The 23,544-nt window shown below is 31.9% G+C and carries 26 protein-coding genes; 3 read left to right on the top strand and 23 right to left on the bottom strand.

Annotation, left to right across the window (positions count from 1 at the left end):
- Nucleotides 1–52 precede the first annotated feature (52 nt).
- The gene (locus tag CXF54_RS08760; RefSeq protein WP_101203251.1) at nt 53–3,037 is read right to left on the bottom strand and encodes an amidohydrolase family protein; all 2,985 of its coding nucleotides are present in this window, start codon (nt 3,035–3,037) and stop codon (nt 53–55) included.
- Nucleotides 3,038–3,122: 85 nt separating this feature from the next.
- Nucleotides 3,123–4,190, bottom strand: coding sequence for a DUF3810 domain-containing protein (locus tag CXF54_RS08755; protein WP_101203250.1), 1,068 nt, complete (start codon nt 4,188–4,190; stop codon nt 3,123–3,125).
- A 197-nt stretch (nt 4,191–4,387) separates the two neighbouring features.
- Between CXF54_RS08755 and CXF54_RS08750 the strand changes: the two genes are divergently transcribed.
- A complete protein-coding gene (locus CXF54_RS08750) occupies nt 4,388–5,848 on the top strand; it encodes an aminoacyl-histidine dipeptidase (protein WP_090839952.1) in 1,461 nt (486 codons plus the stop codon).
- 218 nt (nt 5,849–6,066) lie between these two features.
- Here the strand turns inward: CXF54_RS08750 and CXF54_RS08745 are convergent, their stop codons facing one another.
- Nucleotides 6,067–6,903: a hypothetical protein gene (locus CXF54_RS08745; protein WP_157823421.1), complete on the bottom strand. Its 837-nt coding sequence runs from the start codon at nt 6,901–6,903 to the stop codon at nt 6,067–6,069.
- A gap of 325 nt (nt 6,904–7,228) precedes the next feature.
- Here CXF54_RS08745 and CXF54_RS08740 point away from each other — a divergent pair, with 325 nt between their 5' ends.
- Nucleotides 7,229–8,104 (top strand): EamA family transporter, encoded by an 876-nt coding sequence (locus CXF54_RS08740; RefSeq protein ID WP_101203248.1) that lies wholly within the window; start codon nt 7,229–7,231, stop codon nt 8,102–8,104.
- Nucleotides 8,105–8,208: 104 nt separating this feature from the next.
- On the opposite strand, the gene CXF54_RS08735 is transcribed toward CXF54_RS08740, so the two are convergent.
- The 15 genes from CXF54_RS08735 to CXF54_RS08670 all read right to left on the bottom strand — a co-directional run bounded on the left by CXF54_RS08735 (nt 8,209) and on the right by CXF54_RS08670 (nt 20,315).
- Nucleotides 8,209–8,745, bottom strand: coding sequence for a peptide-methionine (S)-S-oxide reductase (locus CXF54_RS08735; RefSeq protein WP_101203247.1), 537 nt, complete (start codon nt 8,743–8,745; stop codon nt 8,209–8,211).
- Between the two features lie 72 nt (nt 8,746–8,817).
- On the bottom strand, nt 8,818–9,252 hold the full coding sequence (locus tag CXF54_RS08730) for a cupin domain-containing protein (protein WP_101203246.1): 435 nt from the start codon (nt 9,250–9,252) through the stop codon (nt 8,818–8,820).
- A gap of 215 nt (nt 9,253–9,467) precedes the next feature.
- Entirely contained in the window at nt 9,468–9,794 is a 327-nt protein-coding gene (locus tag CXF54_RS08725) for a DMT family transporter (protein ID WP_101203245.1), read from the bottom strand.
- Between the two features lie 66 nt (nt 9,795–9,860).
- A complete protein-coding gene (locus CXF54_RS08720) occupies nt 9,861–10,253 on the bottom strand; it encodes an ACT domain-containing protein (protein ID WP_101203244.1) in 393 nt (130 codons plus the stop codon).
- Nucleotides 10,254–11,069, bottom strand: coding sequence for a type 1 glutamine amidotransferase domain-containing protein (locus CXF54_RS08715; protein ID WP_101203243.1), 816 nt, complete (start codon nt 11,067–11,069; stop codon nt 10,254–10,256). It abuts the gene before it with no gap.
- Nucleotides 11,070–11,213: 144 nt separating this feature from the next.
- Entirely contained in the window at nt 11,214–11,495 is a 282-nt protein-coding gene (locus tag CXF54_RS15920; protein ID WP_317044435.1) for a hypothetical protein, read from the bottom strand.
- Nucleotides 11,496–11,531: 36 nt separating this feature from the next.
- Complete coding sequence (locus tag CXF54_RS15915) at nt 11,532–11,777, bottom strand: hypothetical protein (protein WP_317044434.1); 246 nt, start codon at nt 11,775–11,777, stop codon at nt 11,532–11,534.
- 84 nt (nt 11,778–11,861) lie between these two features.
- Nucleotides 11,862–12,284, bottom strand: coding sequence for a hypothetical protein (locus CXF54_RS08705; protein WP_101203242.1), 423 nt, complete (start codon nt 12,282–12,284; stop codon nt 11,862–11,864).
- Nucleotides 12,285–12,359: 75 nt separating this feature from the next.
- Entirely contained in the window at nt 12,360–14,435 is a 2,076-nt protein-coding gene (locus CXF54_RS08700; protein ID WP_157823420.1) for a T9SS type A sorting domain-containing protein, read from the bottom strand.
- Between the two features lie 689 nt (nt 14,436–15,124).
- On the bottom strand, nt 15,125–15,313 hold the full coding sequence (locus CXF54_RS08695; protein WP_101203240.1) for a hypothetical protein: 189 nt from the start codon (nt 15,311–15,313) through the stop codon (nt 15,125–15,127).
- A gap of 334 nt (nt 15,314–15,647) precedes the next feature.
- Nucleotides 15,648–16,694 carry an ACR3 family arsenite efflux transporter gene (arsB, locus tag CXF54_RS08690; protein ID WP_090839912.1) on the bottom strand — a complete coding sequence of 349 codons (1,047 nt, stop codon included), beginning with the start codon at nt 16,692–16,694 and terminating at the stop codon, nt 15,648–15,650.
- 3 nt (nt 16,695–16,697) lie between these two features.
- A complete protein-coding gene (locus CXF54_RS08685; RefSeq protein WP_101203239.1) occupies nt 16,698–17,330 on the bottom strand; it encodes a low molecular weight phosphatase family protein in 633 nt (210 codons plus the stop codon).
- Between the two features lie 201 nt (nt 17,331–17,531).
- On the bottom strand, nt 17,532–18,743 hold the full coding sequence (locus tag CXF54_RS08680) for a peptidylprolyl isomerase (protein WP_232782598.1): 1,212 nt from the start codon (nt 18,741–18,743) through the stop codon (nt 17,532–17,534).
- Nucleotides 18,744–18,760: 17 nt separating this feature from the next.
- Complete coding sequence (gene gldI, locus CXF54_RS08675; RefSeq protein WP_101203238.1) at nt 18,761–19,306, bottom strand: gliding motility-associated peptidyl-prolyl isomerase GldI; 546 nt, start codon at nt 19,304–19,306, stop codon at nt 18,761–18,763.
- Nucleotides 19,296–20,315 carry a DHH family phosphoesterase gene (locus CXF54_RS08670; RefSeq protein ID WP_090839906.1) on the bottom strand — a complete coding sequence of 340 codons (1,020 nt, stop codon included), beginning with the start codon at nt 20,313–20,315 and terminating at the stop codon, nt 19,296–19,298. The genes gldI and CXF54_RS08670 overlap by 11 nt, the downstream gene beginning before the upstream one ends.
- Nucleotides 20,316–20,460: 145 nt before the next feature.
- On the opposite strand from CXF54_RS08670, the gene CXF54_RS08665 reads away from it, so the two are divergent.
- Nucleotides 20,461–20,880, top strand: coding sequence for a nucleoside-diphosphate kinase (locus CXF54_RS08665; RefSeq protein ID WP_101203237.1), 420 nt, complete (start codon nt 20,461–20,463; stop codon nt 20,878–20,880).
- A gap of 180 nt (nt 20,881–21,060) precedes the next feature.
- On the opposite strand, the gene CXF54_RS08660 is transcribed toward CXF54_RS08665, so the two are convergent.
- The 5 genes from CXF54_RS08660 to recF form a co-directional block, all read right to left on the bottom strand.
- On the bottom strand, nt 21,061–21,252 hold the full coding sequence (locus CXF54_RS08660; protein ID WP_090839902.1) for a cold-shock protein: 192 nt from the start codon (nt 21,250–21,252) through the stop codon (nt 21,061–21,063).
- Nucleotides 21,253–21,427: 175 nt separating this feature from the next.
- On the bottom strand, nt 21,428–21,619 hold the full coding sequence (locus CXF54_RS08655; RefSeq protein ID WP_090839900.1) for a cold-shock protein: 192 nt from the start codon (nt 21,617–21,619) through the stop codon (nt 21,428–21,430).
- A gap of 111 nt (nt 21,620–21,730) precedes the next feature.
- Nucleotides 21,731–22,027, bottom strand: coding sequence for a DUF721 domain-containing protein (locus CXF54_RS08650; protein WP_090839898.1), 297 nt, complete (start codon nt 22,025–22,027; stop codon nt 21,731–21,733).
- Nucleotides 22,027–22,440 carry a lipocalin family protein gene (locus tag CXF54_RS08645; RefSeq protein WP_090840126.1) on the bottom strand — a complete coding sequence of 138 codons (414 nt, stop codon included), beginning with the start codon at nt 22,438–22,440 and terminating at the stop codon, nt 22,027–22,029. Before CXF54_RS08645 ends, CXF54_RS08650 begins: the two co-directional genes overlap by 1 nt.
- A gap of 1 nt (nt 22,441) precedes the next feature.
- A complete protein-coding gene (gene recF, locus CXF54_RS08640; protein ID WP_101203236.1) occupies nt 22,442–23,521 on the bottom strand; it encodes a DNA replication/repair protein RecF in 1,080 nt (359 codons plus the stop codon).
- Nucleotides 23,522–23,544 lie beyond the last annotated feature (23 nt).

Genomic DNA, 23,544 nt, shown 5'->3' with positions numbered 1-23,544 from the left:
TTAAGCGAAAAATTTTATGAGTGTATATTTTACGTTTTACTTTAGGTATTGACTACTGTTGGTGGTCAATAGAATCACAATGCAATAGCTCTTTTTCTTTTTTCTCAATAGGTTTTGTTTTTAACCCTTTGTTTTTAGCCTGCAGCATTAGCATTGTTAATTCGTTTTTTTCCTTTTTAATAGTCTCTCTTAGTTTAGCATCACGCTCTAAATCAAAATAAACTTTTCCTTCTATGATTGTTTTTTCAGCTTTAGCGTAAATAGATAAAGGATTATCACTCCATAACACAACATCTGCATCTTTACCAACTTTAATACTACCCACGCGATCATCGATATGTAATAATTTAGCAGGATTTAATGTTACAAATTTCCAAGCATCCTCCTCACTAATATCTCCATATTTTACAGATTTAGCAGCTTCTTGATTTAAACGTCTAGACATCTCTGCATCATCACTATTAATAGCAACTAACACACCAGCATTGTGCATGATTGGTGCGTTAAATGGGATAGCATCGTTAACCTCATACTTATAAGCCCACCAGTCCGAGAATGTAGAGCCTCCAACACCGTGTTCTACCATTTTGTCAGCTACTTTATAACCTTCTAAAATATGTGTGAATGTGTTGATTCTAAAATTGAATTTTTCGGCAACCTTCATTAGCATATTAATCTCACTTTGCACGTAAGAGTGACAAGAGACAAAACGTTCTTTATTTAAAATTTCGGCAATAGTTTCTAACTCTAAATCTTTACGGTAAGGTTTGCCACTTTTCTTTAAAGCATCATACTCTTGCGCACGTTGGAAGTAATCAGTAAACACTTGCTCAACACCCATTCTGGTTTGCGGAAAACGCGTTTTAGCATTGTCTCCCCAATTGGCTTGTTTTACATTTTCTCCTAAAGCAAATTTGATAAATTTAGGGCTGTTTTGGTAGACTAGATTATCGGCTTTTTCTCCCCATTTTAATTTAATAATAGCCGATCGTCCTCCAATTGGATTGGCAGATCCATGTAATATTTGGATACTAGTAACACCACCAGCAAGGTTACGGTAAATGTCTACATCTTCAGCATCTAAAACATCTTCAATAGTTACTTCGGCAGTACTGTTGTGTCCTGCTTCGTTAACACTTTCTGTTGCAATATGCGAGTGCTCGTCAATAATCCCTGACGTTAAATGTTTGTTTGTTCCGTCAATAACAGTTGCATTACCAGCACTTAAATTGATTCCGATTTTTGCAATCTTTCCGTTTTTAATTAAAACGTCTGTATTTTTAATAATACCATCTTTCTCATTAGTCCAAACCGTTACGTTTTTAAACAATAACGTTTCTTGTTGAGGTAGGCTTTCCATACCATACGCCATATTTGGATACGTTACAGGATATATAGTTGGTGTTTTATCGTCTTTGTCCTCGTTGTCTTTTTTGTCTTCCTTTTTAGCGTCTTTTGCCTGTTTAGTTGCAAAAAATGTCCCTTCGTTACCATTAGGATAAAATAATTTACCGCTTAATGTTTTTGGGTTGGTAACGTTAGTGACTACTCTTATAAAGTCCTTTTTAGTACTATCTGCAGCAGCAAACGTCAATTGCATCCAATTATCACTAAAGCTTATTTTAGAACCATATTCCTTAGTACTTGTTTTAACCTTAGATTTTAGTTTTTCAATCTCACCAGAAATTTCTAACTCATACGCCGTATTGTCAAAATTAAAAGTATAGCTACCACGTAAGTCTTGGGTATTCATTGCTGTTAATTCGTCTTTGATACCTGTCACCCAGTTTTCGTAAATGGTAGTTTCTTTATCAAAAACATCACCAGAAGTAATTAAAAAGTTAGCATAAGCACCAGATCTAAGATGACCAAGTTCTGAAGATTTTCCAATAATTCCGGCGGGAATAGTCGTTAATGCTTCTAAAGCTTTAGTTTTATCTAAACCATATGCAATAGCTTTTAAAAGATTCGGCATTAACGCTTTAGCGTCTTTTAATTTGTGAGTCGTTAACGCAAACTGAATATTGTTTTCGGCTAAAATTTTAGGATTAGCAGGACTTTGGTTCCAAGCTTTTAAATCTTCAAGACTAACAGACTGTGCTAAAAGCGGGTCTTCCATATCATACGCATCCGGAAAATCTAATGGTAAGATAAATTTAGCGTTGGTGTTTTTAATATCGCTAATCAACTCATACTCATCACCACCACCAACAAATACATATTGGATACCAAATTGATCTCCTAATTTGTCAAAACGTAACGCGTTTATCTTTTTGCCAGCATCAAAAAACTGAACCAGATTTTTGTTAGCTATATACGCTTCTAAAGCGCGGTCTTTTTCTTTAATATTACCTTTAGCATACCAATCTGCATCATGGTTTACTTGGCGTAATAACGCCATAGTCCCCATTAAGGATGTTGGATAAGCCTGTCTAGAGGTTTTACTTTTAGACGTTCCAGAATACTGACCAACCCTGTCGTCCAATAATCTAGTAGCATCACTACCAGAAGCTGCTAGTGTTACTAAAACACCAGTCCCTTGGATAATACCATCATCAATATGCGAGTTTACAACACCAAAACCAGCTTTACGTAATTCTTGAGCTTTCTTGCTATCAAACTCAAATAAGTCTATTGCATTTTGGTCGGGTCTAATATGGTCATTCCAGTAAAAACCTTCGCGACTAGCATCATATTGTGGGTTTCTTCTATCTCCAGAAGCACGATCTGGTGCTTTTACACCAAAATCTGAATAAATATCAATAAAAGAAGGGTAAATAGATTTACCAGTCACATCAATAACAACAGCGTTTTTCGGGATAGTAACAGATGCTCCAGAAGAGACTACTTTACCATCCTTAATAAGTAAGGTTCCTTTTTCAATAATTTGATTAGGAGTAACATAAATTTTAGCGTTTGTTAAAGCTGTGTAATTAGACGTGTTGGTTTTTACGCCATCGTTTTTTGGAACGTACTCTTGTGCAAAAGAAAAATAACCGCACAACAGCAGGCTTAATGCTGCCCATTTTTTAATCATTGGTTGATAGTTTAAGGTTGTTTAAACACTAAATATAAGCATAAGCCAATATGCCAAACAAACCTCAAATAGGATTTTAACGTTTTTATAAGGTTTTATTTTCCAAATAATTAACCAATAACGCCACCACGTAACTGTAGCTATCCATACCTTTAGCTTGGTTGTTAGCTTTTAGATAGGTTGTGTAAGTGGATCTAAAAATAGGTTCTAACGGATTTTGGTAGTCATTCCAAAAATCTCTAACCTCTTGATAATTTTTTAAAATCCCTGTGTTAATAGTTGGTAATAATTGGTAATATACATCAGGGTCACGTCTAAAAACTTCGCCTAGACAATGCCTTAAACCAAAGGTGTAACCAGAATATTTAAAGTAGATATTAGTATTGCTAATGGTTGCTAAAAAACCAATAAAATTAGCCTCGTTTTCTTTAGCGTAACCTAATTGGTGTGCCACTTCATGCGCAGCAGTTGTCGGGAATTTATAGACAGGTATCATATAATCCACCTGTGCTTCGCTAGTTAACGGATTAAGATAACCGCTAAAACCCATGTATGTTAATGGGACACTAAATAACGATTTTTTTAAACTTTTAGGGTGGTATTCTAAATGCGGAAAATCAGTTTTTAAAGCCTCATAACTTTTAGGCGTTAATGCTAAAATTTCTGATTTAGTAAACGGTAATTCGACCTTTAAACTATCATTTTTAGTAATCTGTAGTTGAATGGTATTCGATTTTTTAATCAAGTTTTTAGTCACTGTAATTAATTGCTCAGTAGTATAATCGTCCTCTAAATTTAAATTTTTATGTAAAGGATTTCGGTAATAATTAAAACCCCAAAATAAATGAAACGCAATAAAAATAACACTCGCAGTAGCAAACACATCAATCAGCCAACCTATTGTATCTTTCCAGATGCGTTTTACGTTTAAAATTAACCAACGGATGATAAAAATTATCCCAAAAGCATATAATAAATCGCCAAAACTAAAAGGCAACCAACCCAAAGTATATCTAAACAATTTAGAAATAATAGGATATAAACCATTACTATACACAACCTCGATTGTGTCCGGAAATTTAGCCGAAACTTTAACCAATATATACATTGGTATAATCAGTAGGGCAATCCACAGTTTTTTGTTTTTTAGCATGACTCAAAAATAATTAAAAATTAGGACCAATCACTTAGGTTTATTTAAAAGGTTTCTACCTGCTGTCCGTTATATCTTTTTTTGCAAAAAAGGATGTCACTACCATCAGGAGTAGCGACTAATGTTATTTCTAACCCAAAAAGGTGTCTAAATGCATATGCAATTTGTACTTTTGTAATTCAATAAAAACTATACAAATGAGTCAAGACGTTAGAGCTTTAGAGCCAAAAGCATTATGGAATAAATTCGCAGATTTAAACGCAGTACCAAGACCCTCTAAAAAGGAGGAGCGCGTGATTAAATTTATGAAAGACTTTGGTACCAATTTAGGTTTAGAAGTTATAGAAGATGAGGTTGGAAATGTAATTATCAAAAAACCAGCTACTGCAGGTATGGAAGATCGTGTGACTATTGTCATGCAATCGCATTTAGATATGGTACACCAAAAAAATGCAGATACAGATTTTGATTTTGACACACAAGGGATCCAAATGGTAGTGGAAGGTGACTGGGTAAAAGCAAAAGGAACAACGCTTGGTGCAGATAACGGATTAGGAGTGGCGACCATTATGGCACTTTTAGAAAGTACAGATATACCACATCCAGCAATTGAAGCCTTGTTTACTATTGATGAAGAAACGGGTATGACAGGTGCAATGGGATTAAAAGGTGGTTTGTTAACTGGCGGAATCTTATTAAACTTAGATACAGAAGAAGATGATGAGATTGGTGTTGGTTGTGCAGGAGGTATTGATGTTACAGCAACAAGAACTTATGAGCAAGAAGAAACACCTGAATTTAAAACAGGATTTGAAGTAAAAGTAAAAGGCTTACAAGGTGGACATTCAGGTATGCAAATTCACGAAGGTTTAGGTAATGCCAATAAAATAATGAACCGTTTATTATTTGATGGTTTTGAAAACTTTGGTTTACGTATTTCGGAAATTGATGGTGGAAGTTTACGTAACGCTATTCCAAGAGAAAGTAGAGCAGTAGTTGCAATAGACACTGTACACGAAGCTGCTTTTATCAGCGAAATGGAGGAGTTAGGTAATAGCATTAAAACCGAACTTAAAACAATGGAACCAGATTTAGTGATTGAAGTTTCTAAAACAGAAACTCCAGAACTAATGATGGATCTTGGTGTTCAAGAAGGATTAACACGTGCTATTTATGCTGCTTTAAACGGTGTGTTTCGTATGAGTGCAGATATTCCAGAATTGGTAGAAACATCTAATAACATTGCACGAGTAATTGTTAAGGATGGACACGTAAAAATAGGGTGTTTAACACGTAGCTCTGTAGAAAGTAGTAAAATGGACTTAGCAAACACGTTACGTTCAGCATTTGAGCTTACAGGTTGTGAGGTTGAGCTGTCAGGAGATTATCCAGGATGGACACCAAACATGGATAGCGCTATATTAAAAGTGTTAGATAATTTATACCAAAAGTTAAATGGCGAAAAAGCACATATTGCTGCATGCCACGCTGGTTTAGAATGTGGTATTTTAGGGCAAAACTATCCAGATATGGAAATGATTAGTTTTGGACCAAACATAAAAGGCGCACATAGTCCTGATGAGCGTGCACAAATATCGTCTGCTAAAAAATACTGGAACTTTGTATTAGAGATATTAAAGGAGATTCCTAAAAAGTAATCTTTTTAAGTCGTATTATATAAAATAGAAAAAGCACAATCTTAGGATTGTGCTTTTTTTATGCGATTTATTGATGTTTGTTTGACGTTTGGTGTATGGTTAGTTGCGTTGGCTAGCAATTAAATTAGTAAAATAAAACCAACCAGAGGAAAATCTGCAGGATTTTCCGAGTACAAACAGAATCAGCAATTAATTATACACGTTGTTGTACCACGTATTTAATAAATTATTTTTCTTTCTTCTATGAAAGATGGTTTGTTTTGCGTCTTAATTAATCTATAAATAATATTCCCTTTTTTATCATATTTATATTCGATTGTGGTAATAGATTTTATAGTGTCTGAATTTTTGAAAAAAAGTTTTTCTTCATAAACATAATTATTTCTGTCATCAAATTTTCTATTAGTGTAAGAAGGGAAAAGTTTTTTTCCTTTCTTATACCAGTTCTGTTCATATTCATTCCCATTTTTGTCATATTTATGCTCAATGATATTTTTAATACTATTGTCATCTAGATTGTAACTTGTAGATTTAAATATTCGACCTTTTTTATCGTGAATTATAAGTGTTTTATCTTTAAGTTTATTGTTTTTGTCATAACCAAAATCAACATAATCAATTTTATTTGATGAGTATTTAAAAATTCTTTTTCCAGACAATTTATTGTTACGAAAAAAATTAAATGAGCTTTTTTTGAAATTCTTATTTAACTTATATATAGAAAGAATATTTTCAGTAGAATCTGTATAACAAACGCTTTTTATAGTAAGTTCTTTTTTATTAAATATTCGTTCACATTTTTTTCCGATTGTATCTCCTTTAGAATTGATACTATAATCTTTAAATATTCTATTTTTTTTATCAAAGAATGAAATTTCTGAATATTTCATTTTTCCTTTTTTTATAGTATCATCAATTTCAATTACATCATAAATTGTGATTTGAATTTTCTTTGGATTGCCTATATATTTTTCATCAAATCTACTTTTATAATCAAAAGTTTTACAACTTGATAAGGTCATTAAGATTAATAATATTAAATGGACTTTTCTCATATGTGGTACAACGTGTAGCGAATATGATTCCATTTCAATGAATTATATTCGAAGTTAAACGAAGTTAGTTAAAAAAATGACAAAGTCAAATAGGTGATTTTGTTTTTATTTGTTTTAGATTTTCAATTAATCAAGCGTTTTGTTTATTATAATAATTGCTACGGAAGGTTTAATTAATATTCATCATCTTTAATTTATATATTCGCTTTTAAATGAAGGTTATTTACTAGCGTTTTGTTGGTAATGGATATAGATTAATAAAACAGTTAGTCTTGGCTATGTTTTATGTGCTATTTAACCTCATTATTTGATTAAGGATATTTTTATGAGGTATTTATTTGGAGTGACTATTATTTGGGCTTTTTCATTTAGTTTAATCGGTGTATACCTTTCTGGGTATGTAGATGCGTGGTTTTCTGTATTGATGCGTATTGGTATTGCAACACTACTATTTTTACCATTTTTGAGGCTTAATAAATTAAAAAAGGAAACAATTTTTAAACTTACTGCAATTGGTGCGGTACAATTGGGTTTGATGTATTGTTTTTATTTTCAGTCGTTTAACTATCTTACTGTACCCGAGGTATTACTTTTTAGTGTGTTTACACCCATTTATATTACGTTGTTAAATGATATTTTAAGTAGGCAATTTCATAAAGGCTTTTTATTAACTGCTTTAATCGCTGTTTTAGGTGCTGCTTATATTCAATATTCCAGTATAAGTGAAAACGTAGTTTTTGGTTTTTTGATTACTCAAGGTGCTAATTTGTGCTTTGCTGTTGGTCAAGTTGCTTACAAGTATTTATTAAAATCTACACCTGAATTAGAAAGGACACCAAAGCATACTATTTTTGGGTTATTTTTTATTGGAGCGTTTGTAGTTTCACTAATTGCTTTTTTTGTTTTTGGTTCAACCGAAAAAATGCCAACGACACCAGTACAATGGGGTGTGTTATTATACTTAGGTGCTGTGGCTTCAGGTTTAGGCTATTTTTTTTGGAACCAAGGTGTTATTAGGGTAAATACTGGTGCCTTAGCAATTATGAACAATGCATTGATTCCGTTAGGGTTAATTGTTAACATTCTTATTTGGAATAAGGAGGCAGATATTAAGAAGATTTTAATTGGTGGTAGTCTTATTTTTGCTTCTCTGGCTATTAACCAATACCTAAATAAAAGAAACAAATATGTAAAGGAATAGCTCTTAAGTCTTGTTAATTAAGAATAGATAATCCTATTACGATTGGTAATTCTATTTTTAGTTTAAGAACCGTTTTGACTGCATTATAGCTGATTAACTGCATGCTAATTGTTGTTTTTGTACTTATATAGTAAGTCTAAAGGGATATGGCAGTAAGAGTAGTCACTAGGGTGTAAGGTTAATCTATCTTGATGTTCTGTGTCACTTGGGACAAAATTTGTTAACGGAAGTACTTCTATAGCTACTTTTTTTGTGGTTTTATTTTTATCATTTAGCGTTTGCTCTATTGACTTAATACACTGTTTTGCTTTTAAAAGAAGATTTTTGTCAGTGCTGTAGATACCTGTGCGATATTTTTCTCCTATATCATTTCCTTGTTTGTTGACACTATATGGATCAATGATTTCTAAAAAATAATGTATCAAATCTTCAAGCGAAACAAGGGAAGAGTCAAAGACTGTTTTGACACATTCTGCAAAACCATCATAGTCTGTTTTAGTAGATTGTGTAAAGCCATTAGCTCGACCAGCCTGAGTATCAATCACGCCAGGGATGTGTTTTAAAAATTCTTGGACTCCCCAAAGACAACCACCTGCTAGGTGTATTGTTTTAATTGATTCTAATTGCTCTTTTTCTGTCATTTTTAATTGGTGCTAGTGTATAACAAATTTGATTCTAACGTATTACATTATGATCTGTATTGTACACCGTTTTTACGCTTCGTAGATATCAAATTTATTGGAGACAGATTTCATTAATTCTGCATTAGAGAAATCCGCATCAGTCATTTTGGATAATTCTTCTAAAAAAACATCAAATTGACCATTTTTAAATATAGTAAGCATTTTTCCTCCTGCTGTGCAAATCGCTTCATGCCAAACGTTAGGAGGTACCGTTACAGTATCGCCTTCCTTTAGAATTATTGTTTCATCGTCAAAAATAAGCTCCATTTGGCCCTCAAGCATATAAAATACTTCAGTCATAATTTTATGATGATGACGCTTTAAATGAAACCCTGGTTTTAAGGTGTCTTCAATCAAACATAGTTCGCCATTAGTATCTCTTGATGATAGTTTAACAAAACAGTGGTCTTGAGAGTAATTGTAATTTTCGCCTTCACCAGTTTTTATATATTGTTTTGCAGTCATGATTTCTTTTTAAAATTGAATAAAATGAATAATTAGTTTGGTTTCATTTTAATGAATTACACCCTAAGCTAAACGAAGTTAGTAGAAAATTTTGATAACGTCAAATTGGCTATTATCTACTGCTAGAAAATACTAGTTATTTTAAAATTAGATTAAAAAAGAAAAAAGCACAACCTTAAGAGTGTGCTTTTTTGATGCTTTTTTTAGTGTATTTTTTAATGCGAAACCACTTTTAAACCAATAATGGATGCAATTAAAGTCATAAGAAAAAGCAGGCGCCAAAAGGTTGCGGGCTCTTTAAAAACTAAAATTCCGACTAGTACAGTTCCTACAGCTCCAATACCTGTCCAAACGGCATAAGCATTACCAATAGGAAGGTTTTGCGTTACTTTTAAAAGAAGCGCCATACTTATTCCTAAACACAGTGCAAAACCAATGTACCAATTTGTGGCTTCCATTCCTGAGGCTTCTTTGGCTTTTCCAAGACAAGTTGCAAAACCGACTTCAAAAAGTCCAGCAATTATTAATAATATCCAATTCATATCTTAATGATTAGTTATTGTGATTCCGTTCTGTTTTTTAAACCGGTGTGATTAATAACGTAAACTTTATTTTGAAAAGGTATGTAAGATTTCCATTGCCTTTGCTGTATCTTTTGTGTCAACAAAAATATGATCGTGATAGTAGGCAGCAACAACATTACAGCTAATACCATGGTCCGATAAAGCATTAGAAAAGACAGCTGTTAATCCTACAGCTTCTAAAGACGAGTGCACAGTAAGTGTAATCCAAGAAGCTATAAACGTATACTCTAAACCTAATTGATCTGCTACTTCTTTTTTTGCAATAACGGTAGTGCTTTCGTCTTCTTTAAAAGTCATTATAACTTGACTCAATTTTATTTGATCTAGATCTTCAGTTTTACAAAATACAAATTCGCCTATATTATGCTTTGGCTTCATTGATTTTAAAAGCATTGCTAAGTTTTTTTCTCCACTCATTTATTGTGTGTTTTTAGTTAGTTTTTGTAATTCATTTAAGGTTGCTTTTCCAACACTATGGGCAGATTGTGGGTTTTGTCCTGTAACTAGTCTCTGATCAGAAACAACGTGATTAGTAAAAGGCGCAGACTTTTCAAAAATAGCACCATGCGCTATTAATTGGTCCTCTAATAAAAAAGGTACCACATTTTCTAGTTTTACTTTTACTTCTTCTTCATTAGTAAAAGCATTTACTTTTTTACCATCTACAAGATAAGATCCATTACTTAATTTAATGTTTACAAGTCCTGCTGGTCCATGACATACTGCACTAACTACACCATTGTTCTCATAAATTTGCTTTGCTATTTCTGCAATTTCTGTATTATCTGCAAAATCCCACATTGCGCCGTGTCCACCAGCATAATGGATCGCGATGTAGTCTTCTGGGTTTACTTCGCTAGGTGTTTTAGTATGCTCAATTTTATTACGATAAGTCGTATTATCCCAAAATTTCTTGTTTATAGAGTCTGTCATATCAAAAGCATCAACTGGTGCTTTTCCACCTTGTGGGCTAACAAAATCTATCTCATATCCGGCAGAATGTAAAACATCCCAAGGATGAGAAACTTCTCCAAGATAGTATCCTGTTTTTTCTCCAGTATCCCCTTTTTTATTATGACTAGTAACTACAAATAATATCTTTTTTAAGGCTTTAGTTTCTTTGTTAACCGTTGGTTTTATAGAGCTTTTTTTACTAGTATTATTGCAACTTGCAAGAAGAATTATAAATACAAATAGAAAATAATGTGTTTTAAATGTTATTGTTTTTGACATGTTTAACTATATTTTAAAATTAATGTTTAGCGTATTCTGAGGTAGTGATTGTAAAAAAGTTTTACAATTTCTTATAAAGAATATAACAGGACAAAAGTCTTAAACATTTTGGTTAAACTATTTATCAAATGATAAAAACGACATTTATTTTATGTTGGCTCTAATTCGGCTTAAGCTAACTTGAGTGATGCCTAAATAGGACGCGATATGCGCTAAAGGTACACGCTGTAAAATGCTAGGGTAATTTTTAAGTAGCGCCAAATACCTTTGGGTTGCAGTATTAAATTGTAAAGCAATGAGACGTTTTTCTGATTTAATAAGTTCTAATTCTGAAAACTTACGACCCCAATTTGCAATCTTAATATCTTCCAAAAACAGGTCCTGAAGTTTCTCTGTTTTTAATTCGTACAGCTCGCATTCTTCCAATAATTCTACGTCTTCGTAACCTTTTTGATTATTGACCTAACTTTGCATGGATACAATAGGATCGCCTTCTTGTCCTAACCAAAACGTGATTTGATTGGCATCAGAATACGCATAAGCTCTTGCAATACCTTTTTTGATAAAATAGATACTAGTTTCAACTTTATTTGCTTTAAATAAAATATGACCCTTTGGTAATATCGTTTCTGTTATTGCTGCTTTTATTATGTTTTTAGAAGCAGTTGGTAACGGATATATTGTATCAATAATCTGGCTTAGTTCCATGTATTGTAGTAGTCAGTTTTTGCTATTTTATGGTATTAAAAGTGGTATTAAAAGTGGTATTAAAAGTGGTGTTTAATGTTGTAATTAAGCCTCTTGTTTTTTAAAAGGTGTATTCTCAGGTGCTAAATTTAGATTTGACAATACTTCTTTTAATTTCTCCAAAGACGTATCATCAATAAATTCGGCATCGATTTTAATTTTTTTACTATTCGTAATTAGCGTGAAATCTCCTGCATACGATTTGATAAGAGTCACATCTTTTAACTGTATTTTTCCTCCTAAACCATATAGTATATTTTTACTAATAGTACCGTTATTAATGGTTAGATACTGTGTTTTTAAATCGTATAAATAGTGTGTAATAGCCAAAGCTCCAAGCACTAAGTAGGCGAAGTCTGACCATTCTTTTTTGTCAGTTTCTAAGATATTAAATATGCCTAATGCAATACATGTTAGTCCGACAAATATATTTACACGAATCTTTTTTTTGTTGAATTTTATTTTCATAAAATGATACTATTTTCCTATTAGTTGGCCTGAATTTTATTCAAAACGAAGTTAATTTAAAATTCTAAAATAGAATTATTCTTTATAAATTTTTATGGTTTTGTCTCCAATTTTCAGAAAATACATTTGAGAATTTAAGCCTTTTATTTTAAGTTGTATTTGGTTGTTTGTGCGAGATGTTATGTGTAATGCATTAGTAATGTCTTTACCTATGGTACTGTAGAGTTTTATTGTTTTGTTTAGAAGGTTTGATCCTTTTATTGTTATTTCGGATAAAAAAGGATTTGGGTAAGCAATGGTTGTATTGTTTAAACTTACTGTTTCAGTATCTAAGGTAGTATTATAATTTAAAACTTCGCTAAGGATTTGATTAGGTGTACCAAACAGTTGTAAAGCTTCCATTTGGAAGGCTTCATACACATTTGGATCTCCATTGGATGGTGCAGCCAATCCTTCGTTTCTAATATATAAATTCATCCTACACCAGTTTGTTTTTCTCCAATCGGCAACTATACGCATGGAGTTTCTTCTATCCATGGACGTTATTGTGCTTTTGTTTACTCTACTTTTTTGTAAAGTACAGTTAGCGTTAAAATCACTTTCAGGATAAAACCAAGAGACAGCTCCAGGTGTGTCAGGATTGGAAGATGTAGAAAAGACTAAAAAGCGATTTTCTAATGGTGTATTTATATTAATTTGAATTTTTTTAGAATCGCCAACTGCTTCCACATGTAATGATTGCCAGGTGTTGTTGGTGTCTCTCCATAAAATCCACTCGTACCCCAAGTCTTTATTCAGTCTGAATTCAAACTTATGTCTCATGTCTCCCATGTCGTTGTTAGCACCAGTAAAGCTTTCAAATTCTGGTCTTTTATTAACGGTGACTTCATGAAACTGAAGAATAAAAGAGGAATGTCTAATATATTCCCACTCCGCTGCATGTCTAACGGTAGATATTCCGTTAGTCTGTGTAACGTTTTCTATTGAGGAATTAAAGTCTAATTCGCTCATCAATTCGTGTCTCATGTCCAGACCAAATTCATCATAAACATCATCATCAATTATGGCAGGATGATTTTCGTCTTCAAGTGTTTCATTATTAGGAAATACTAAAGGCGTGTTTTCTATAAAATCATCTTGAAAATACGAGTGTAACGGAAAACTCTCAACCATTAATTTATTAGGTAGTGAGATAACACTTGCTAAATGTCCACCAGATGTACTTGAAACACCAGCTTGTACAGGGTTAAACTTATTAGTATGAAAATAGCCTCTAAGTGTTTTTGTCCCACCAGATCCAAATTTAGGAAATGGATCTAGATTTGGGCCACCAGGTGTTAACTCGGTAAAAGTAACATAACCACCACCGTTTTCATTAATTCCAATTTTTTCGCCATTAGGCAACGTTAAAAAATGCTGTCTATCTCCTGTTGTACCAGTGTAACCCGCAGGCGTATCATTGATAAATGCACTAGACGGTCCTAACCACCATTTTATAGGATTACTGTAGATAAATAAATGGTCTATTTCTGATGTAAAAGAAGTTGTTCCATTAGTTGTGGCTGCTAGGTTTATATTTTGCGCAGTGGTATTGTCTGGTAGACTTAAAGTGTAACTATTAGTCGCGTCATTTTCTAACATTATTGACCCCATGTCATTACAACTATCCAATGCAATAGAGTAGGTTACCCATTGGTTTATTGGAGGAGCAGTTGTAATTAATTGGGATGTGTTTAAGTTGTTTGTGTAAAATATTCCGTTAGATTTAAAATCAATTTCTACTTTTTTAGCACCAGTAAATAGCGTAAATGTAAGCGCATCATCATTACCTGAATATTGATTTATTTTGACTCTTATATTTATTTTAAAAGCACAAGGATTTAAATCCATGTATCCAAAATCGTTGTAATTTATGCTTAAAGTTTCGTTTATAGGTTTTAATTCAAGTGCGTAATTGTTTAATTCATCCTGCTTATAAATGTAAAACTTATTGGTGTCGTCAATATTATTTCCTGTCCAATTTTTTAAACCTTGATTATTAGCGTCATTTATAAAATTAAAACCATAGGAAGAATAATCAGCTCCAAATTGTGCCAAACAACTAAATGAGGTTAGTAAAAATGTAATTAGAATAAAGTGTAGGTGTTTCATTTGAGGTTATTTATTATTACTACTAAATGCAACGTTTTGTATTCTAGGTCAATACATTACAAACGTTGTACAACGAAGTTAGTTCAATTTTTTCAGAAAGCCAAGTTGGTGTGTGTTCAAATTAATTTTGAAACGAGATGGTATTAATTATTAGTGTTCTTTATTATTTTAATTATAAAATAAACAGGAATACCGACCAAAATAATTGGAAATAAGGAATCAGTATATTTTTGAAATGCTATGGTTTTTCCAAGACTATTAGAAATAGAAATTACCGTTATAGTCAGGCACACTACTCCAATAGTAAGTCCTATAAGGCGCAACATTTGTGTCGCCATTTTGTAATTATACTTTGCGTTTGTTGTTGTTATTGTAACAGGGTAATTAAAAACCCATGGATATTGGTTTAACTTATAAATTGAAATTGCAATTATTCCGCAGATTATTGGACTTGCCCAAAGTGTGTTTTTTGTTCCAAAACCATTTTCATCTTTTGAAGACCAATTGAAATTAATTTGTATTTTTTCAGGAAGTTGATTGTAGTATATTAAAATTAAACTGGCTGAAATAAGAATGAGTATACATGTAAAAACCTCGACTGATCTATCTAGTACATTTTTTCTATTTTTATTTTATGCCGGTTCATTCTATTAAGCTGACATTGTTTGTTTAGTATAGTTTAATTCACGCTAATTAGTCTTTTTTAGTGATTTTAGAAAAACAAAAAGAAAAGAAACCGCAATTAATAAACCAAATAATGAAGCGTAAAATCTCCAGTTTTCAACACCATTTTCTAATCCTTTTCCAAAGAATGTTTTTGCAGAAAAGAGAATAAACGCGATTAATAAGATGAATATTGGTAGTTTTTTTTTGTTCATAATTTAGTGGTTAGTTGAAATTACTTTATGAATAAAGACAAAGTCTTAAAATGATTTTTCTTTATTTTTAGTAAAGACTAATTTAGTTATAAATTCTCACAATTTCAAATAGTTGTTTTTAGTGTATAAATACAGAAGTCAAGATTATGTTGATTAATAGTCTTCTATTAAAAGTTAAATGTTCTTTTGGAAATACGATTGAAAACAAAAAAGCACCATCCTAAGATTGTGCTTTTTTGTAAGGGTTTTAGAATGGCCCATTAATAAAATTGGAAGTTAATAACTGCAATTAGATAATCAAAAGAAGTGCTATTAACCGTAAATACTTTCGGCTTTAAGCCGAAGCTTTACCATAATATTTTTTGCGTAACCAAAAGGATACACGAACCAGTAGTATTAAAGCAGGAACTTCTACTAAAGGACCGATAACTCCTGCAAAGGCTTGTCCGGAATTTAATCCAAAAACAGCAATGGCCACTGCTATTGCTAATTCAAAATTATTTCCGGCTGCTGTAAATGCTACTGAAGCTGTCTTGTCATATTCTGCTCCTGATGCTTTGGTAAAGAAAAAACCAATAATAAACATCAACGTAAAATAGATAAGTAAAGGCACTGCGATAATTAGTACATCCATTGGTATTTCGACAATTAATTCGCCTTTTAGAGAAAACATAATTACGATGGTAAATAATAGTGCAATTAAAGTAATTGGTGATATTGTAGGGATAAATTTGTTAGTATACCAATCTTCACCTTTAAGTTTTACCAATATTAATCGGCTTAAAATTCCTAATACAAATGGAAGCCCTAAATATATGGCAACACTTTCTGCAATTGTGGCTATTGAGATGTCAACAATAGCGCCCTCAAACCCAAAATAGGGTGGAAGCACGGTAATAAATAACCAAGCGTAAAAACTATAGGCAAATACCTGAAAGATACTATTTAATGCTACTAAACCTGCTCCATATTCGCTACTACCTTCAGCAAGATCATTCCAAACCAAAACCATTGCAATACAACGTGCTAGACCTATTAATATAAGTCCAACCATATATTCTGGATAATCATGTAAAAAAGTAATGGCCAAAACAAACATTAATACTGGACCAATAATCCAATTAAGAATAAGTGAAATAGATAGGATTTTTACATTTCTAAATACTTTAGGTAGCAAAGCATAATTGACCTTTGCTAAAGGTGGATACATCATTAATATTAATCCAATTGCAATCGGAATATTTGTTGTACCACTACTAAATGAGTTTATAATATCAGGGAATGTTGGAATAAAATAACCTAGTCCAACACCAATAGCCATGGCTACAAAGATCCATAAGGTTAGATTCCGGTCTAGAAAGCTTAGTTTTTTAGTTGCCATTGTTTATGCGTTTATTTGTGAGAAGATGTAATATAATTCGGTTGCTATTTGTAAGCTTCTTTCAGTGTATTTTTCAGCTTGTTGCGGTGTATTATCAAATGCTTTTGGGTCTTCAAAAGTTATTGGGATTCGTTTTTCTGCACCAGCAATAAACGGACAACCACCATCTGCTTGAGAGCACGTCATAATTGCAGCAAATCCGGATGTTGGATTAAAAGCATCATCTAGTTTTTTTGAAAAGCCTATTATTGGATGTTCTGTGTCAGCATATTTAATACTGTAAACAGGGTTTTCGTTTTTAGAAATGGGATTTATCTTAAATCCTGAATTTACTAAAGTTTCTGCTACCATCGGGAAAAGTGCTGTTGCTTCTGTCCCTCCCGAATAACAAAACACGTTTTTAATATTGAAGTAATACGCCATAGTTTGTGCCCAAACTTGTGTTAAATGACTTCTTCTTGAATTATGAGTGCATATAAAATTTAGTCTAATGGTTTGGTTTTTTGAAACCTTACCTTGAATAAAATCAGTTAATGGTTGCAGCGCTGCTTTGCGTTGTACGGTTATAGTCTCAGTATTTAGAGTTTTAATTAGTTGGTCTATTTCTGTAAACATTTCGGTTTTGGCTAATCCCATTTTAAATCTTTATTAGTTTATTGCAATATTACGATTAATAATTTAGCATACAAATTATTTTTTGTGTTTATCAAAGCAGTTTACTTAGTTTTTATTTTTGGTTATACTAATGCGAACTAGTCGTTTTAAAGCAAAAAAAAAGAGACTACTTAATTTAGTAGTCTCTTTTTAATGGTATTTCTGCTTAAGCAGAATTTTGTTTTATTTAGTTGATAAGCTAACTATTTCAATATCAAAAATAAGGTTAGCATTTGGTGGTACTGGTCCACGTCCAGAAGCACCGTATCCTAAATAACTTGGTACAAAAATTCTAGCTTTATCACCAATATTCATGTTTAACATTGCTTCTCTAAATCCAGGAACTAAAGTTGCAGACTCGTTATAAGGCATTGCAAATGCTTGGTATGCACCTTGTTTTGCAGCGTCTTCATTATATTGATTGTATTTTTTAGCATCTTCAGCAATTGTAGAGAAAAAGAAACTTCCGTCTTCAAAAAGACCTGTACAGTCTATTAATACTCGATCAGAAGGCTTAGGAGTAACTCCGTTTGGCTTAGCATCATGAATCATTACTAATCCAGTTGGCATTTCTTTTACCTCACCTTTAATATCTGCATTTGCTTTAATAAAGTTAACTGCAGCTTCTTTAGCTTTTTCTTTAATTATTTCTTGTTCTTTAGCTTTTTGCTCTTCTAATTTTTTAGACAATAAAGGCTCTTGCTCTGTAAATACTTTAGGAGCATCAAATGCTTTAGCTGCTTTTCCTTTTCTGATAATGTTAAGTTTTTCAATCACAACATCTTCGTTAGGTTTGTTTCTTTGTCCTACTGGTACGTTAGATATAGTATCTTGTACTTCTAAACCTTGAACAAGTTCTCCAAAAACAGAGTGACAACTTACATTACGTCCATTGCAGTTTTTTAAGCTACCATCTGCGTTAAACCCATCTAAGTTTTGCTTTGGTACTTCTGTAATAAAAAATTGACTTCCGTTAGTATCATAACCTCCAGAGTTAGCCATAGATAAGATTCCTGCTTTATCATGACTTAAACTTGTATCAAATTCGCTAAAAAACTTAAATCCAGCACTTCCCATTCCTGTTCCTGTTGGATCACCACCTTGGATCATAAATTTATCCATTACTCTATGGAAAATAATACCGTTATAAAATGGTTTTCCTTTTAAAGAATCTGCTAATTGAGGATGTGTCCCTTCTGCTAAAGCTACAAAGTTAGCGACTACAACTGGCACTTTATCGTAAAATAATTTTGCGACCATTGTCCCTTTATTAGTTACAATTTCTGCATATAATCCATCTTCTAAATCAGGGTATTGTTGTTGACAAGAATTGGTAGTTAAACTTACCATTATGGCTATTAATAATAGTTTCATTGTGTTAATTAATTTGTTCATTTTTATTGGGTTTATAACTATTCTTTTTGGGTAATCGAAAATACAGAAACTTCACATATAATAGGAATGTTAGTCCCTATTTTATTTTCATCTCCATAATAACCATAGGCTTTTTGAGATGGGAATATAAATGTTGCAACTTCTCCTGCTTGCATTAACTTTAAACCTTCACGTAATCCAGAAAATAATTCTTGCTGGTCCATGGCGTAGTTTTGATCTTTAAGTTCTGCTTTTGTGTAAATAGCATTGCCATTAAGATCCTTAACATTGTAATTAAATTTTACAAGGTCACCAAACGTTGGTGTTGGTAGGCTATCATTAGTAACTTCAGTATTAAAGTAGTACCAAAACCCATTACCAGATGTTTGATAATTGTTTTCGGGTTGTGCGGCTATAATATCTGCAATGACTTTAGTTTCTTTTTGGTACAACGCCTTATTTCTGGCAACAGACTCATTAATAAAAGAGCCTGAATTTACAGTCACAGGTTCTCTAGCTTCTGGTGTTTTACAACTTAACGCTGTAATACAAACTAATAGTATAATAACAAGATTACGCTTCATTTAATAAGGTGTTGTATTGTGGTAATATACTAATAAATTTCTCAATAGTTTTTTGGATATTATCATCACTTTTTCCTCCTGCAGCGTTGGTATGACCGCCACCATGGAAATGCTCACGGGACATTTTGTTAACAGAAAAATCACCTTTAGATCGTAAAGATATTTTAATAATTCCTTGTTGTAAATCTTCAATAAAAATAGCAGCAAGTACTACATTATTTAAGGATAAGGCATAGTTTACAAAACCTTCTGTGTCTCCTTTTTTGTAGTCAAACTGTTGTAACTCTTTCTGAGTTAGCGTGATATAAGCAGCTCTAGATTCTGGAATAACTCTTAAGTTACTTAAAGCGCATCCTAAAAGTTGTAAACGGTTATAACTGTTAGTGTCGTACACTTGATTATGTATCATAGTATTATCTGCGCCTTTGTCTATTAAACTGGCAATAATCCTATGTGTAGCACTGGTCGTAGATCTAAATCTAAATGACCCTGTATCAGTCATAATCCCCACATAAATTGCTGTGGCAATATTACTATCTATTACATCTAAACCGTTAAGGTTTTCTATAAAATTATAAACCATCTCGCAAGTAGAGCTCATACTAACGTCACTATAGGTGAATTTTGCATAGTCATCTGGTTGCTGATGATGGTCAATCATTATTTTTAATGCCGTATTGTTTGTTAAAACAGTTTCCATATCTCCAGCACGATGAAACGCATTAAAGTCTAATGTAAACACAATATCCGCCTCGGCTAATTTAGCTTCGCTTTCTTCTTTTTGGCTGTCATATTTAAGAATTAAATCCTCAGCAGGAAGCCATTTTAGAAAATCTGGATAATCATTAGGTAGGATTACAGTGGCTAAATGATTGGTTTTTGTTAAGTAATGAAACAAAGCCAAGCTAGAGCCAATAGCGTCTCCATCTGGATTTTTGTGGCTTACAATTACAATTTTTTTGGGTGTAGCCAATAACTGATTTATGTCTGTATACTCTTGTTTTGTCATAGTCCACGAAGATACAATTTTTTAATAATTGAATTTATTGTTTTTATTAATAAATGGCTTACTTTTGCAGAAAATTAACAGGTACTTTTTTTAATTAGAAAGATTGTTTTTTTTAAACAAATTAGATAAATAATAAAATAAAAAAATGGCAACTAACAGAACATTTACAATGCTTAAGCCTGACTCTGTTGAAAAAGGGTACATTGGCGCAATCTTAGAAAAAATTAACGCTTCAGGTTTTAGAATCGTTGCAATGAAGTTAACACACATGACTAAGCAAGATGCTGAAGCATTTTACGCAGTACATAGCGAAAGACCTTTCTATGGTGAGTTAGTAGAGTACATGACACGTGGACCTATTGTAGCTGCTATTTTAGAAAAAGATAACGCAGTAGAGGATTTTAGAACTTTAATTGGTGCTACTAATCCTGCTGATGCAGCAGAAGGAACTATCCGTAAATTATATGCAGCTTCTATTGGAGAAAATGCAGTACACGGTAGTGATAGTGATGAGAATGCAGCTATTGAAGGTGCTTTCCATTTTTCTGGACGTGAAATGTTTTAAGTTTAAAACACTATAAATTAAGAAAAAATCCAGCGTTTAGCTGGATTTTTTTTGTTTACTACTTTTGGTTTTTATCAAAAAAATAAAGTCAGTAATGCTAATTTAAAGTAATAGAATAAAAAAAAAGCCTCTCTAAATAAATAGAGAGGCTTTTTTTTTGTTAAAGATATATGGTTGCTGTTAAAGTACTTTAACGTTAACTGCGTTTAATCCTTTTTTTCCTTCTTGTAGGTCAAATTCAACTTCGTCGCCTTCGCGTATTTCATCTGTTAATCCTGAAATGTGTACAAAGTGGTCTTTGTTTACACCTTCTTCTGTAATGAATCCAAATCCTTTAGCGTCATTGAAGAATTTTACTGTGCCTTTACTCATCGTAATAAAATTTAATATTAATTAGTTTAATTATTACAAAGATGATACCAATAAAATTAATAAATGATATTTATTGTATTTATTTTCAATTACTTAGGTGTTAAATGTTTTAACTAAAAAAGCCTCTCCAAATGGAAAGGCTCTTTTTGTAATAGTTTAAATAGAAAATATATAATTATACTACTTTTACATTTACTGCGTTCATACCTTTTCTTCCTTCTTGTAAGTCGAATTCTACGACATCTCCTTCACGAACTTCATCAATAAGTCCAGAAATGTGTACAAAATGGTCGCTTTCTGATCCTTCTTCAGTAATAAAACCGAATCCTTTTGAATCATTGAAAAATTTTACTGTTCCTTGTGCCATTGTAATAAAAAAAATTTGTTAATAATAAAGTCAAAGATAGAATATAAAATAGTAATTACATATTATTTTTTTCGAAAATTTAATTACTATAATATTTTAAATACGTTGTAATTATCTCAATATTAGTTTTTTAATAACATCTTTACCCAATTCTTCGTTAAGTAAAGTTATTATTTTTTGGTTTCCATAGCTTAATTCTTCCCTAAGTGCACTAGAGCTAAGTTGTACATAAAGGATGTCTTTTTTTAGCTCGATTGCTGTGGTGTATTTATTAATACCATTACCCATTAGCTTGGCCCAAGCGTCCCTAACATTAACTTTGTCTAAACCTTTTTCAAGGTTGTTTTCTGTTACAAAGTTTTTTAAGGCGTCAGATATGTTTAATAAATTGTTGTTGCGTTTTGCCATTAGTCTATTGTTATAGGTGTGTAGCGTTTATATAAATATAAAACTTTATTTTGGTTTATAATTTGAAGTTTGTCTTCACTAGCCTTTAATATAGTTTCTTTCCAACTAGAAAAGGGCGTTTTGTAATATAAGTTTAAACTATCGTTTTCTATCTTAACTACAAATTTCTCAATGTCTTTGGAAGTTTCATAGGTACCATTGAAGTTTGGTTTTAGTTTTTTTCTAATTCCTATTGAGTCATTAGTGATTTCAATATAATCTATAGTTTCATTTATTTTATATTGTTTTTTAGTACCATCGTTTAAGATAACCTCACTTATTTCCCAATAACCAGTAACGTGTTGTTTAAAATCTTCTGGATTTTGAGAACAACTGACTAGTATAATACAAAGTGCGTAATATAGTTTTTTCATGTTATAATTTAAAAATTTCATAAGATTGGTGGACTTGTTTTACTGCGTTTTCTGTACGGTCTGCATGTGTATCGCTTAAAAATATTTGTCCAAAATTTTCGTCGTTTACTAGTTTTATAATTTGTGCCACACGTGTTTCGTCTAATTTATCAAAAATATCATCTAATAACAATATTGGATTATCTCCGCTAATTGCTTTTAAACTATCAAATTGTGCTAATTTTAAAGCTATTAAAAATGATTTTTGCTGGCCTTGACTCCCAAATTTTTTAATAGGGTAGTCGCCAATATTAAATTCTAGATCATCCTTATGGACACCAACACTAGTATATTGTAGTGCCTTGTCTTTATTTATTGCTTTTCTAAGCAGTTGTTCTAAACTACTGTCAAATAAATCACTTTTATAATTTAGGCTTACTTCTTCATTATTGTTACTAATAGCCTTGTATCTTGACTTAAATAGCGGAATAAACGCCTCTAAAAACTGTTTTCTTTTTTCAAAAATTTCTGTTCCGTAAAGCTGTAATTGCTGATTGTACACCTCAATAGTATCATTATTATAAGTGTGGTTGGCAGCAAAATATTTTAAAAGCGAGTTACGTTGTGATATTATCTTATTATAATTTATAAGACTACTTAAATAGCTTTTATCACTTTGGCTAATAACACTATCTATAAACTTACGTCTAGTATCGCTACCATCAATAATCAAATCTCTATCTGCAGGACTAATTATTACCAATGGTAAAAAACCAATGTGATCGCTAAATTTTTCGTAAGCCTTACTATTACGCTTAATAACTTTTTTTTGACCTTTTTTTAAGCTGACAACTATATTTTCTGTTTTTTCGTCTTTATCGTATGATCCATTAACTACAAAAAAGTCTTCATCGTATTTTATATTTTGTGATGCAACAGGATTAAAGTAGCTTTTACCAAAGGATAAATGGTAAATAGCATCCAGTACATTTGTTTTTCCAACCCCATTATTACCAACAAGACAGTTTATGGTCTCATTAAAGGTGAAGGTTTTGGAGTCAAAATTTTTATAGTTTAAAAGCGATAAGGACTTTAAAATCATAGAGTTGTTGCTAAAATAGAGGG

This window comes from Olleya sp. 1-3 (genome assembly GCF_002836085.1).
In the GTDB taxonomy this organism is placed as follows: domain Bacteria; phylum Bacteroidota; class Bacteroidia; order Flavobacteriales; family Flavobacteriaceae; genus Olleya; species Olleya namhaensis.
Note: the sequence above shows the minus strand (reverse complement) of the source record. Positions and strands in the feature narration are given on the sequence as shown.

Bases quoted from the DNA above. Each gene is read 5' to 3' on its own strand.
- CXF54_RS08760 (WP_101203251.1), bottom strand. From the start codon at position 3,037: ATGATTAAAAAATGGGCAGCATTAAGCCTGCTGTTGTGCGGTTATTTT.
- CXF54_RS08755 (WP_101203250.1), bottom strand. From the start codon at position 4,190: ATGCTAAAAAACAAAAAACTGTGGATTGCCCTACTGATTATACCAATG.
- CXF54_RS08750 (WP_090839952.1), top strand. From the start codon at position 4,388: ATGAGTCAAGACGTTAGAGCTTTAGAGCCAAAAGCATTATGGAATAAA.
- CXF54_RS08745 (WP_157823421.1), bottom strand. From the start codon at position 6,903: ATGAGAAAAGTCCATTTAATATTATTAATCTTAATGACCTTATCAAGT.
- CXF54_RS08740 (WP_101203248.1), top strand. From the start codon at position 7,229: ATGAGGTATTTATTTGGAGTGACTATTATTTGGGCTTTTTCATTTAGT.
- CXF54_RS08735 (WP_101203247.1), bottom strand. From the start codon at position 8,745: ATGACAGAAAAAGAGCAATTAGAATCAATTAAAACAATACACCTAGCA.
- CXF54_RS08730 (WP_101203246.1), bottom strand. From the start codon at position 9,252: ATGACTGCAAAACAATATATAAAAACTGGTGAAGGCGAAAATTACAAT.
- CXF54_RS08725 (WP_101203245.1), bottom strand. From the start codon at position 9,794: ATGAATTGGATATTATTAATAATTGCTGGACTTTTTGAAGTCGGTTTT.
- CXF54_RS08720 (WP_101203244.1), bottom strand. From the start codon at position 10,253: ATGAGTGGAGAAAAAAACTTAGCAATGCTTTTAAAATCAATGAAGCCA.
- CXF54_RS08715 (WP_101203243.1), bottom strand. From the start codon at position 11,069: ATGTCAAAAACAATAACATTTAAAACACATTATTTTCTATTTGTATTT.
- CXF54_RS15915 (WP_317044434.1), bottom strand. From the start codon at position 11,777: ATGGAACTAAGCCAGATTATTGATACAATATATCCGTTACCAACTGCT.
- CXF54_RS08705 (WP_101203242.1), bottom strand. From the start codon at position 12,284: ATGAAAATAAAATTCAACAAAAAAAAGATTCGTGTAAATATATTTGTC.
- CXF54_RS08700 (WP_157823420.1), bottom strand. From the start codon at position 14,435: ATGAAACACCTACACTTTATTCTAATTACATTTTTACTAACCTCATTT.
- CXF54_RS08695 (WP_101203240.1), bottom strand. From the start codon at position 15,313: ATGAACAAAAAAAAACTACCAATATTCATCTTATTAATCGCGTTTATT.
- arsB (WP_090839912.1), bottom strand. From the start codon at position 16,694: ATGGCAACTAAAAAACTAAGCTTTCTAGACCGGAATCTAACCTTATGG.
- CXF54_RS08685 (WP_101203239.1), bottom strand. From the start codon at position 17,330: ATGGGATTAGCCAAAACCGAAATGTTTACAGAAATAGACCAACTAATT.
- CXF54_RS08680 (WP_232782598.1), bottom strand. From the start codon at position 18,743: ATGAACAAATTAATTAACACAATGAAACTATTATTAATAGCCATAATG.
- gldI (WP_101203238.1), bottom strand. From the start codon at position 19,306: ATGAAGCGTAATCTTGTTATTATACTATTAGTTTGTATTACAGCGTTA.
- CXF54_RS08670 (WP_090839906.1), bottom strand. From the start codon at position 20,315: ATGACAAAACAAGAGTATACAGACATAAATCAGTTATTGGCTACACCC.
- CXF54_RS08665 (WP_101203237.1), top strand. From the start codon at position 20,461: ATGGCAACTAACAGAACATTTACAATGCTTAAGCCTGACTCTGTTGAA.
- CXF54_RS08660 (WP_090839902.1), bottom strand. From the start codon at position 21,252: ATGAGTAAAGGCACAGTAAAATTCTTCAATGACGCTAAAGGATTTGGA.
- CXF54_RS08655 (WP_090839900.1), bottom strand. From the start codon at position 21,619: ATGGCACAAGGAACAGTAAAATTTTTCAATGATTCAAAAGGATTCGGT.
- CXF54_RS08650 (WP_090839898.1), bottom strand. From the start codon at position 22,027: ATGGCAAAACGCAACAACAATTTATTAAACATATCTGACGCCTTAAAA.
- CXF54_RS08645 (WP_090840126.1), bottom strand. From the start codon at position 22,440: ATGAAAAAACTATATTACGCACTTTGTATTATACTAGTCAGTTGTTCT.
- recF (WP_101203236.1), bottom strand. From the start codon at position 23,521: ATGATTTTAAAGTCCTTATCGCTTTTAAACTATAAAAATTTTGACTCC.